The sequence below is a fragment of the Streptomyces coeruleofuscus genome (assembly GCF_039532725.1).
In the GTDB taxonomy this organism is placed as follows: domain Bacteria; phylum Actinomycetota; class Actinomycetes; order Streptomycetales; family Streptomycetaceae; genus Streptomyces; species Streptomyces coeruleofuscus.
The window spans coordinates 214,508-224,958 of the sequence record NZ_BAAASE010000013.1 but is presented as its reverse complement, the minus strand read 5'-3'; the positions used below and the strand labels follow the sequence as shown (position 1 = coordinate 224,958).

The 10,451-nt window shown below is 71.8% G+C and carries 9 protein-coding genes and 1 tRNA gene; 3 read left to right on the top strand and 7 right to left on the bottom strand.

Annotated features, from left to right (window positions below; all coding sequences use genetic code 11):
* The coding region (locus tag ABFX81_RS37035) for a hypothetical protein (RefSeq protein WP_346139286.1) at positions 1-184 on the bottom strand (184 nt) is incomplete at its 3' end.
* Between the two features lie 193 nt (positions 185-377).
* Here ABFX81_RS37035 and ABFX81_RS37030 point away from each other — a divergent pair.
* Positions 378-1,007 carry an NADH oxidase gene (locus tag ABFX81_RS37030; RefSeq protein ID WP_346139285.1) on the top strand — a complete coding sequence of 210 codons (630 nt, stop codon included), beginning with the start codon at positions 378-380 and terminating at the stop codon, positions 1,005-1,007.
* Positions 1,008-1,035: 28 nt separating this feature from the next.
* Here the strand turns inward: ABFX81_RS37030 and ABFX81_RS37025 are convergent, their stop codons facing one another.
* The 4 genes from ABFX81_RS37025 to ABFX81_RS37010 form a co-directional block, all read right to left on the bottom strand.
* Positions 1,036-1,644 (bottom strand): response regulator, encoded by a 609-nt coding sequence (locus ABFX81_RS37025; protein ID WP_086855323.1) that lies wholly within the window; start codon positions 1,642-1,644, stop codon positions 1,036-1,038.
* A 59-nt stretch (positions 1,645-1,703) separates the two neighbouring features.
* The gene (locus ABFX81_RS37020) at positions 1,704-2,825 is read right to left on the bottom strand and encodes a sensor histidine kinase (protein WP_346139284.1); all 1,122 of its coding nucleotides are present in this window, start codon (positions 2,823-2,825) and stop codon (positions 1,704-1,706) included.
* A gap of 269 nt (positions 2,826-3,094) precedes the next feature.
* On the bottom strand, positions 3,095-5,416 hold the full coding sequence (locus tag ABFX81_RS37015; protein WP_086855321.1) for a TOMM precursor leader peptide-binding protein: 2,322 nt from the start codon (positions 5,414-5,416) through the stop codon (positions 3,095-3,097).
* On the bottom strand, positions 5,413-5,589 hold the full coding sequence (locus tag ABFX81_RS37010; RefSeq protein ID WP_346139283.1) for a hypothetical protein: 177 nt from the start codon (positions 5,587-5,589) through the stop codon (positions 5,413-5,415). The genes ABFX81_RS37015 and ABFX81_RS37010 overlap by 4 nt, the downstream gene beginning before the upstream one ends.
* A gap of 213 nt (positions 5,590-5,802) precedes the next feature.
* Between ABFX81_RS37010 and ABFX81_RS37005 the strand changes: the two genes are divergently transcribed.
* Positions 5,803-5,876, top strand: a tRNA-Lys gene (locus ABFX81_RS37005).
* Between the two features lie 66 nt (positions 5,877-5,942).
* Here the strand turns inward: ABFX81_RS37005 and ABFX81_RS37000 are convergent.
* Complete coding sequence (locus ABFX81_RS37000; RefSeq protein ID WP_346139282.1) at positions 5,943-7,208, bottom strand: M6 family metalloprotease domain-containing protein; 1,266 nt, start codon at positions 7,206-7,208, stop codon at positions 5,943-5,945.
* A gap of 307 nt (positions 7,209-7,515) precedes the next feature.
* Between ABFX81_RS37000 and ABFX81_RS36995 the strand changes: the two genes are divergently transcribed.
* Complete coding sequence (locus tag ABFX81_RS36995; RefSeq protein WP_086851272.1) at positions 7,516-9,378, top strand: EAL domain-containing protein; 1,863 nt, start codon at positions 7,516-7,518, stop codon at positions 9,376-9,378.
* On the opposite strand, the gene ABFX81_RS36990 is transcribed toward ABFX81_RS36995, so the two are convergent.
* Positions 9,354-10,445: an MsnO8 family LLM class oxidoreductase gene (locus tag ABFX81_RS36990; protein ID WP_086851274.1), complete on the bottom strand. Its 1,092-nt coding sequence runs from the start codon at positions 10,443-10,445 to the stop codon at positions 9,354-9,356. The two genes, ABFX81_RS36995 and ABFX81_RS36990, sit on opposite strands and share 25 nt — an antisense overlap.
* Positions 10,446-10,451 lie beyond the last annotated feature (6 nt).

The window sequence follows — 10,451 nt, the reverse complement described above, 5'->3', positions numbered from 1 at the left end:
TCTCGGCCGGGAAGTTCGGCAGCGTCGACAGGTCGTTGCCGAACGACGCGGTCTCCGAGGTGAAACGGTCACCGGTGAGCTGCATACCGTCACCCGAGTCCCCCGCGAACCTGATGATCACCCGGTCCACACGGCGCACGTCCTTGCGCCGGGCCTCGTTGCTCTCCGCTGTATGAACGGCCACCGGCCGCCCCCTTTCCTGGACAAACGCAGCGGGCTGGCTGTCGCTGAACGGTAGGAAGGGCCCCTTGTGACCGGCCAAAGCGACGCGGCGAAGGCGGTATGAGATCTTCATGTGTGAGCCATGAACTCATCGGTGTCGGCGGCTTTTTCGCTGCCGGATACTCGGGTGTCCATGCAGGGAAGGGATGCCCGCCATGCCGCAACCCATCGGTAGGCAGCCGCTCCACCTGTGGTCGCTGAGCGAGGACGTCATCGTGCGGGCCACCGGGGACGAAGTGGTGCTCACCGGCCGTTTTGGCTCGGAGCGGCTGTCCGACCCGGATCCGATCGTGCGTGAGGCGCTGCGGCGGATGGAACTCGGCCCGATGCTGCCCGCGAACGTCGGCACCGGTGACGGTGAGGGCAGCGTCTGCCTGGTCCTGCTGCCGACGCTCAGCCGGATCTCCCACATGACCGTACGCACGCTGGCCCTGGACGATCTCAAGGGGCCCCTGCTGTCGGTCTCCCCCGAGTCCCGTCAGGCGACGTTCTCGCCCGAGGAGTTGTCCGCGGCGGACGAGTTGCGGCTGCCGCGGGACGTCAAGGTGACGCTGGAGGACCAGGGCGTCGCCCTGGAGTCGGCGGCCTCGCTGCACCGGGTGGTGCTGCACCGGCCGGAGGCGGTGTGGGTCGTCGCGATGCTGGCCTGGCCGGTCACCCCGGACGCGGCCTCTCAGGCCCTGCCGCTGCACCCCGAGGTGACCGACGGCATCCTGCGCTACCTGGCGGCGGCGGGCATGGCGGAGCCGGTGGACGACGACAAGGACGACGACGCGCGGCTGTGACCGCCGGCCGGTGGCCGCGCCCGGGCTCTCACAGCAGCCAGCCCGACTCCCGTGCGATGCGTATCGCGTCGACCCGATTACGCGCGTTGAGCTTCGCGACGACGGCCGTCAGATAGTTGCGGACCGTGCCGGTGGTCAGGTGCAGCAGTCTGGCGATCTCGGGCGCCTCGGCTCCCTCGGCGGCGAGTTTGAGCACCTCGTTCTCGCGCTCGGTGAGCGGGTTCTCGGTCCCGCCCCAGGCGGCCACCGCGAGCTGCGGGTCGATGGCCCGCTGCCCGGCCGCGACCCGCCGTACCGCCTCCGCCAGTTGCTTGGGCGGCGCGTCCTTCAACAGGTACCCGGACACCTGGGCGGACAGCGCCCGGCGCAGGGTGCCGGGGCGGCCGAGGCTGGTGAGGATGAGCGTGCGGCACTCCGGCAGCCGTTCGCGCAGCCGGGCGGCCGCCGTCAGACCGTCGAGGCCCGGCAGGTCGATGTCGATGATGGCCACGTCAGGCCGGCACTTGAGCGCCGTGTCGACGATCTCGTCGCCCCGTTCCACCTCCGCCACCACGTCCAGATCGGATTCGAGGTTGAGCAGCGCGACGAGTGCGCCGCGAACCATGTTCATGTCCTCGGCCAGCAGTATCCGAATCACGGACCCCCCCGTAACAGCGAATGTGTCCGGATCCTACCAACGGGAGGGGTGACATTCGGCTATGCAGCCGATTCCTCGACCGTCAACTCCCCGTCAGCTACGGGGATTTGGGCGTTCCCGGGCTGTGCGGACACCTCGGCGACGAGGCGGAAGGTGCGGTCGTCGAGACGACCGGCCCGTATCGTGCCGCCGATGGCCCGCACTCTGGCCTCCAGGTTCGACAGGCCGCTTCCGCTGTCCGGAGAGGGGTCGCGGTACCCCGCCTGGACACCGTCGTTGACGACCGTCAGGCGAACCCTTTCTCCCGTGCGTACCGCCTCGATGGCGCAGTGTCCCGCGAGACTGTGCCGCAGCACGTTCGTCACGGCCTCCCTCAGGACGGCGGCGAGGACCGAATCGGAGCGCGGACTGACCTCGCCCAGGTCCACCCGGATGTCCACACCGATGTCGGCGGCGCCGAGCACGGACCGCGCCGAGTTGATCTCCCGCTCCAGGGACATGTCCTGAAAGCCACGGGCCACCCTGCGCACATCGGCCAGGGAGTCGCGCGCGACCGTCAGGACGTCCTCGATCTCCTCCATGGCCCGCTCGGGATGGCCGGGTATGAGGCGGTGGATGAGCTCGCTCTTGAGCGTGATCGTGGACAGGCTGAAGCCGAGCAGGTCGTGCAGGTCACGGGCGAAGCGCAGCCGCTCCTCGGTCACCGCCATGTGCGCCAGCTCGCCGCGTGCGGCGTGCACTTCCTTGACCAGCTCGCTCAGCCGCGACAGGCCGAAGGTGATCAGGCCGGTCAGCATGGTCGACTGGCACAGGTAGACGGTGTCGAGGACCGAGCGGTCCTCGATGAGGGACGGTACGAGCAGGCTGATCCCGGTGACGCCGTACAGGGACCAGCCGATGCGCGGCGGCAGCAGGAGCAGCAACGAACCGGCCAGGAAGCCCGCCATCGAGCCCCATTCGGCGCGGAAGACCAGCAGCGGCAGATAGGTGAGCAGCGCCTGGACGCCCAGCGTGAGACACCGGTTCCACAGGGGCGCCCGGTTGGCGCCGGGCGCGGAGTGTCTGAGTTGCAGTGCCGAGATCACGGCCTGGGCGCCGAGCGCGAACCACAGCTCGTTCTCCGAGAGGCCGGCGTCCAGGAGGTTGAGGGTGGTGACCAGCGTGAAGCTGAGGAGCGCCACCCACAGGATCATCCTGGCGACCCGAGGAGCGGGTACGTCCCGGCTGCGCGTCGACGGGGATGCCGCGCCGTCGTCCCCGTCTCCGCGATCGGCGATGTGTAACCGGTCCTGATGGTCCATCGTTCGCGGCCTCTTCTCGCAACTGTGTGCGCGGTTTTGGGGATGATAAGCGAAGGCCGTGACAATCATGCAAAGGACCACTGAGACCGCTCAAAGGCCGCTTGTTCGTGGCGCGTCGGGAAGAAGGCCTTACAGGGGGAAATGGGAGGTCAGACGAAGAGCGGCACCGGGTTGAGCTCCTCGTACGGCGTCGGGGCCGCGACCCGCCCCATCGCCACGGGCACGTCGTAGAGCCGCCCGGGGGCGAACCGCGCCCAGAAGTGACGCATCCCCGGCACCAGAACCTTCACGACCGGAACCTCCAAGTCCGGCCGGGTCTGGTCGAGCACCAGGAGTTCCATGCCCCGGTCGCGCAGCAACCGGGTGATGGCCGTGACGTCCTGGAGGAGGTCGGCGCGGGGCACGTAGGGCCAGGTCGCCGGGGTCCGTGCCGGGCACCGCGGATCCGGCGCCAGATAGGGCTGGTTGGCGAGCGTGGCGCTGCGCCACCAGCTCAGCGGCTCGGGGTCGGCGAGGGCGTACCCGGTGCCGTCCGGCCGCGCGTGGCACACGGCCGGCAGGAGCTGACCGAGCTCCGTCAGGGCCCGGCGCAGCGCCACCCGCGGGTCGAAGTGCGCGCCGAACCCGAAGATCACGTCCTCGGCGGGCTTGTCGGTACGCCGGGACAGCGCGGCCATCACCGGGATCCCCAGGTCCGAGGTGAGGTCGAGGACCCACAGCTCGCGGCCCAGCCGGCCGCACACCGCGCGGATCCGCTCGGCGTACGGCTCGGCGAACGCGTCGACGTCGACCGCCGCCTGACGGGTGCGGTTGTACCACCACAGGGCGACCGCGTCCCGCTCGACGACCTCCAGGAACCCCTGGACCAGGGCGTCCTCCCGGCTGCTGCCCGCCGCGCTGCCGTTGGAGTCGGCGTACAGGCCGTCCGGCGCCGTGCCGCCCGGCGCGAAGTAGAGCATCGAGGTGGGCAGCAGCCGGCGGGTGCCGGAGGTCAGGGACCACACGGGGGTCCACTCCGTCGGCCGGTCCTCGTCGAACGGCTCGGGGACGTACTGGAAGCTGGAGTGGCGGGCGTTCCAGCGCTCCCGGTCGCGGAACTGCCGCTCGTGGTAGAGCTGGCAGGCGTACGGGTGCACGGCCTCGTCCGCGAGCGCGCGGTAGGTGTCGCGCACGACGGGCTCGTCGCCGTGCCGGGTGCCGCTGTAGCGCTCCACCGCCTCGCACAGGGCGCTGACCCGCGCCTCCGTCTCGGTCAGCCCCTTCCCTCCACTGAGCGCCCGCAGTCCGGCGCGCAGTCCGGCGAGGGTGTGCGCGGCCACGGCGAGGTTGGGCCCGGACACGCAGGAGTCGAGGCCCTCCGGGGAGCGGGGGGCGGGCCGGATCTCCTTGATGATGCCGGTCACCGGGTCGACGAGGTGGCCGTGCCGGGCCAGCATCTGCTCGCAGGTGAGCGCCCGGTGCCCGCCGCCCGTCGCGGACGGCGCCTTGGGGCGCGACTCGGGGACGAAGGGCCGCGCGACCCGCTCGGCCACGATGCCGGGGTCGCCGCACACGGGGCACTGCGGCAGCCGGGCCACCCGGTGCGCCGAGGCCCGCATCCGGATCGTGTCGAAGGTGTGCACCTCGCCCTGCGAGCCGTTCCGGACCCCGGCCAGCCACTTGGCGGCCTCCAGGACGGCCATGCCGACGGCGATGGCCCGCCCCGCGGCGAGCGAGGCGACGGGCCTGGACAGGGGCCCCTCGATGCCGAGGGCGCGGCGCAGCGGGCCCTCGGTGCGCCGGTGCCCGGCGAGCCGGGTCACCAGGCAGTTCCAGCAGAACCCGCCGTCGGGCCGGAAGAACGGGCCGACCCAGGGCTCGGCCCCGCAGACCCGGGCGAGCAGCCAGGGCCTGCCCCGGTCCCGGTGTGCCGCGTCGACCTCGCGCAGTTCCGGCGACAGGTAGTCGTCGCACAGGACGAGCGAGAGGTCCGCGTCCGCGCCCTCGGGGGCGAGGTTGACCCCGTTGGCCCGGCAGGCGTCCCGCACCGTCCCGGGGTCGACTCCGCCCAGCACCTCCAGCCGCAGGGCCGCGCGCCCGAGCCGGGTCGCGGTCGCCGCGCCGTCGAGGCCCGCCAGGTCCCAGTAGGCCTCCGCGGCGCGGGCCGTGCCACCCGTCTCGACGGGTGGCACGGCCCGGGGGTGCAGACGCAGCAGGCCGGCGGTGGTGAGGTCGTTCAGGGAACTGAGGACGGACTCGGAGTCGAGTTCCCGGGCGGCTTCGCGCAGGACGTCGTCCAGCTCACGCGTTCCGTCGAGCAGCGGCACCAGGACCTCGGCGTGCTCGCCGCGCAGGGCGGTCACGCCGTGCCGCGACACCAGATAGGCGGCCTCCCCGGGGACGACGACCGGACGCAGGTGGAGTTTGAACCCGACTCTCGGTCTCTCGCCGTCCGCCGCCACAGCGGCCCGCTTCCCCCCGTGAGCGGTCATGCCGCGAGCTGTCCGGGGGCTGTGGAACCGGCCGCCTCCACCGCGGCGACCCAGCAGATGCCGGCCACGACGCCGCCCCGCGCCCAGCCGCCGTCCAGGTCCTCGATCACCAGGCGGGAGCGGTGCGCGGCCGGGGCGGTGGGCTCTTCGACGGACTCGAAACGGTGCTGCATTGAGACCCCCATGATGGTGCCTTTCGATGCCGATTCGGGTTCGTGCTCTGTCGCCCGTCATACTTCTGTGCGAAGAAAGATCCGAGACAGTGGAGATTTCATGGGCCCGGGGTGAACATCTCACACAGAGTCCCCACGTGATCACGCTGCCGGAGGTACGGCGGCCCGGTCCGGAGCACCCTTCGAGGTCCGCTAAACTGATCCGGTCAGCAGGCGCCGCTAGCTCAGTTGGTTAGAGCAGCTGACTCTTAATCAGCGGGTCCGGGGTTCGAGTCCCTGGCGGCGCACAGACGGCAAAGGCCCCTCGCGAGAGCGAGGGGCCTTCTGCGTGCTCGTGACGGGGCACGGTACCTTCAACGGCCCGCCGTGATCTTCACCGTCCAGGCCCCGGACCCCGTACGCCCCTCCACCTCCACCAGGACCCCCTCCCCCGGCACCGTGAAGCTCTCCCCGGGACCGATCGGCGCATCCGCGAGGGGCGGGTAGACGGAGTCCTCCCAGCAGGCCTCGGTTTCCGGATGGGCGTCGACCACCTCGATCGGACCGCCCCCGGACTGCGCCTCTCCCCGCACCCGGTACACGAGCACCCCCTGCCGGCAGGCGGCCACGTCGTTGCCCACCGGCCCGCGCGCCTCGAAGGCGAGCACACTGTCGCGGCCGGTACGCACCACCGCGAGCTTGGTGCCCCGTCCGAGACCGAAGGCCGGCGCCCCCGCCGCGCCCGCCGCCGGCACCCCGGGCCCGGCCGCCAGCGGCTCCAGGGTCAGCCGGGCGGGGCCGGCGTCCTGCACACACCGCACCTGCCGCTGCTCCAGCCAGCCCAGCTTCCACTTGTGCCAGCCGAACAGGTCGGGGGCCAGTCCGAACTGGCTGCCCATCAGGTCCCAGTCACCCACGTGCGTGTCCCAGTCGCCCTTGCCGTCCACGGGCCGGTGGTAGAGGTCGGGAAGGTCGAACACGTGACCGGTCTCATGGGCGAGAACGAGCCGGTCGGGCGGATGCTGTTCGAACACCGTGACGACCCGGCGCAGGTCGGTGCCGTCGGCCCGCATCGGACTCGTGAGGTTGACCACCTTGGTCGCGTCGGAGTCCACTCCGGGCGCGTCCGGGTCGGCGACGAAGTACACGACGTCGTAGCGGGAGAAGTCGACCCGCGGGTCGGCCGCGGAGAGCGCGTCCCGCAGGTACGCGGCCCGGTGCTCGGCGCTCCAGTCGCGCTGTATGGCGTACGCCGTGGACGGCTGCGGCATCTGGATCCAGTGCCCCAGGGAGTGCGGGCGCAGGGTGAAGCGCCCGTAGGAGGCGCGTTCGAAGAAACGGGTGGTGGCCGGGAAGTGGTCGGAGGTCAGCTCCTGCGGCGTGGTCAGCGGATGGGCGTCCGGGAAGGACAGGAAGACCATGACCGCGTCCAGGGCCCGGGCCGGGCGCGGATAGGCGGCGTTCCAGGTGTCCAGGCCCTCCGAGTGGTGGGCGTCGGTGCGGGTCAGGGCGCAGGGCGCGGCCGAGTCGGGCCCGGCGGCCGACGGGCCGGTGCCGAGGGAGGTCGCGGCGAGCGCCGACATGGTGGTGAACACGGCCGCGGTGCTGCGCAGTCGGGCGCGCGGGAACTGACGCGGCACGGATACCTCCGGGTACGGTTCGCGGGACACCGCACCCAGCCTGTGATGATTTGTCGTACTGCGTCCTGTTTGCCTGCACCAGTCGGGTGAAGAGGCCGAAAAAGCGCGGAAGCCGACACCCCGGAAACACTCACGGAACGTCACAACTGGTCGGGGGCCTGAAGAAGCCGTCCAGGCGTGAGCAGAAACGATCTGGCAGAAGCGCCGGTTGGTCGGGAACACTGGACACCGGCTGGAAGGCCCTGGGGCCAGCCTCTATGATCGGCACACTTTCCTGACCTTTCCTGCACGGACAGAGATCGAATACATGCGGGAGCGAGCGGTGAGCGGAACCTCCGAAGGGCCGGCGCCCGCGGCAGACCTCGACCGGCCGGTCGTCACAGAGAGTGAGATCGACACGCCTCCCCGTACCGAGCCCCCGGCGCGTCCGCCCTACCGCTCCGTCTTCACGGCCGCTCCGCTCGCCATGGCCGTCGTCGACCGCGAGGGGATGGTGGTCAGCGCCAACGACTCACTCGCCGCGCTGCTCGGCAGTGCCCCGGACGAGCTGGCCGGATCCGTCGCAGCCGACCTTGTCGACCTCACCTCCGACGCCCGCGCCTGGCACGCGTACCGCGAGGTGCTGCGCGGCCGGCAGTCCCGGCTGCGCTGCACGCGCCGTCTCAAGCACCCCGACGGGCACTCGCTGTGGGTGCAGGTGACGGTCGCCCCGCTGCCCGCCGAGGACCGGGCCGTCCTGATGTCCGTAGCCGACATCAGCTCCCGCCGCGAACTCCAGGCCCGGCTGCGGCACTTGCAGATGCACGACCCGGTGACCCGGCTACCCAACCGCACCCTGTTCTTCGAACGGCTGTCGGCGGCGCTGGAGGCGGAGTCGTACGAGCAGAGCGGCACCGGCCGGATCGGCCTGTGCTACCTGGACCTGGACGGCTTCAAGGCCATCAACGACACCCTCGGCCACCGCGTGGGCGACCGGCTGCTGGCCGCCGTCGCCGAGCGCCTGACGCGCTGCGCGGACGAGGCCGGCCACTCCAGGCCCAGTATCCCGCTGGTGGCCCGGCTCGGCGGTGACGAGTTCGCGGTGCTCGTCGAGGACTCCACCGGCACCGAGCAACTGGCCGAGCTGGCCGAGTCGGTGCTGGAGGCGGTCCAGGACCCGTTCGACATCTCCGGGCAGCGGCTGTCGGTCTCGGCGTCGATCGGCGTCGTCGAGCGGCACGCGGCCGGGACGACCCCCACCGCCCTGATGCAGGCGGCGGACACCACGCTCTACTGGGCGAAGGCCGACGGCAAGTCCCGCTGGACGCTGTTCGATCCGGAGCGCAACGCCCACCGCATGACCCGCCAGGCCCTCGCCTCCACGCTGCGGCCGGCCATCGACCGGGGCGAGTTCCGGCTGGAGTACCAGCCGCTGGTCGGCATGGAGGACGACCGGCTGCACGGGGTCGAGGCGCTCATCCGCTGGAATCATCCTCAGTTCGGCGTACTGACGCCGAATCGGTTCATCGGACTCGCCGAGGAGGACGGTTCGATCGTTCCGCTGGGCCGCTGGGTGCTGCGCACGGCCTGCGGACAGGCCCGCCGCTGGCAGCTGGACCACCCCGACGAGCCGCCGATCTTCGTGAGCGTGAACGTGGCGGTGCGTCAGGTCTGGGACTCCGACCTGGTGGCGGACGTGGCGGAGACCCTTGCCGAGACGGGTCTCGCGCCGCACCTGCTCCAGCTGGAGCTCACCGAGTCGGCGGTGATGGGCTCGGCCGGCCGGCCGCTCCAGGCCCTGAAGGCCCTCAGCGACATGGGCGTGCGCATCGCCATCGACGACTTCGGCACCGGCTACTCGAACCTGGCCTACCTCAGCCGCCTGCCGGTGTCCGTACTGAAGCTGGACGGCACCTTCGTCCGCGGCTTCCAGTACGACGACCGGGACAGCACGGCCACCCGCCCGAACCCGGCCGACGAGGTCGTGGTCGAGGCGATGATCCAGCTCGCCCACCGGCTCGGACTGACCGTCACGGCCGAATGCGTCGAGACCCCGGCCCAGGCGACCCGGCTGCGGCGCATCGGCTGCGACACGGGACAGGGCTGGCTCTACTCCCGTCCGGTGCCGCCGGATCGCATCTCCGAGCTGCTGGGCACGCCGGGTGTTCAGGCAGGGGTCGGCAACCCGTAGGCGTCGGCGATGAGTTCGTAGCTGCGGACGCGTACGTCGCCGCCGTGCGCGTTGGCCGTGATCATCAGCTCGTCCGCGCCGGTGCGCTTGGCGAGGTCGTCCAGGCCGGAGCGGACCTCGTCCGGGGTGCCGTGGATGACGTTGGCGTTCCAGGAGTCGACGAACTCACGCTCCATCGGGCTGAACTCGTAGGCCTCCGCCTCCTCGGGGCTGGGCACGAGGCCGGGGCGCCCGGTGCGCAGCCGGACCATGCTGAGCGCGGCGGCCAGGACCTGGCGGCGGGCCTCCCGCTCGTCGTCGGCGGCGAGCGCGGAGACGCCGATGAGGGCGTACGGCTCGTCGAGCACGGCGGACGGCTGGAAGGACTCCCGGTACAGGTCCAGGGCCGGGACGGTGTTCTGCGCCGAGAAGTGGTGCGCGAAGGCGAAGGGCAGTCCGAGGACACCGGCCAGGCGGGCGCTGAAGCCGGACGAGCCGAGCAGCCAGATGGGCGGGCGGTGCGGGGACTGGACGCCGCCGGGGGACGTGGCCTGGACCGGCCCCGGTACGGCGTGGATACGGCGGTAGGGATGCCCGTCGGGGAAGTCGTCGTCGAGGAACCGGGTCAGCTCGGCGAGCTGCTGGGGGAAGTCGTCGGCGCCCTCGTTGAGCCGCTCGGCGCGGCGCAGGGCGGCGGCCGTGGCACCGTCGGTTCCCGGCGCGCGGCCGAGGCCGAGGTCGATGCGGCCCGGGGCCATGGCCTCCAGCGTCCCGAACTGCTCGGCGATGACGAGCGGGGCGTGGTTGGGCAGCATCACACCGCCCGAGCCGAGGCGGATGCGGTCGGTGTGGGCGGCGAGGTGGGCCAGGATCACGGCCGGGGACGACGAGGCCACGCCCGGCATGGAGTGGTGCTCGGCGACCCAGTAACGGTGGAAGCCGCGGGCCTCCGCGAGGCGGGCCAGGTCGACGCTGGTGCGCAGCGCGTCGGAGGCGGTGCGGCCGGCCCCTACGGTGACCAGGTCCAGTACGGAGAGGGGGACGGGGGCGCTGCCCTGCGCTGCGCCGCGTATCTCGTCTGCCGCCACGGTGGG

Bases quoted from the DNA above. Each gene is read 5' to 3' on its own strand.
- ABFX81_RS37015 (WP_086855321.1), bottom strand. From the start codon at position 5,416: ATGACCGCTCACGGGGGGAAGCGGGCCGCTGTGGCGGCGGACGGCGAG.
- ABFX81_RS36995 (WP_086851272.1), top strand. From the start codon at position 7,516: ATGCGGGAGCGAGCGGTGAGCGGAACCTCCGAAGGGCCGGCGCCCGCG.
- ABFX81_RS37010 (WP_346139283.1), bottom strand. From the start codon at position 5,589: ATGCAGCACCGTTTCGAGTCCGTCGAAGAGCCCACCGCCCCGGCCGCG.
- ABFX81_RS37030 (WP_346139285.1), top strand. From the start codon at position 378: ATGCCGCAACCCATCGGTAGGCAGCCGCTCCACCTGTGGTCGCTGAGC.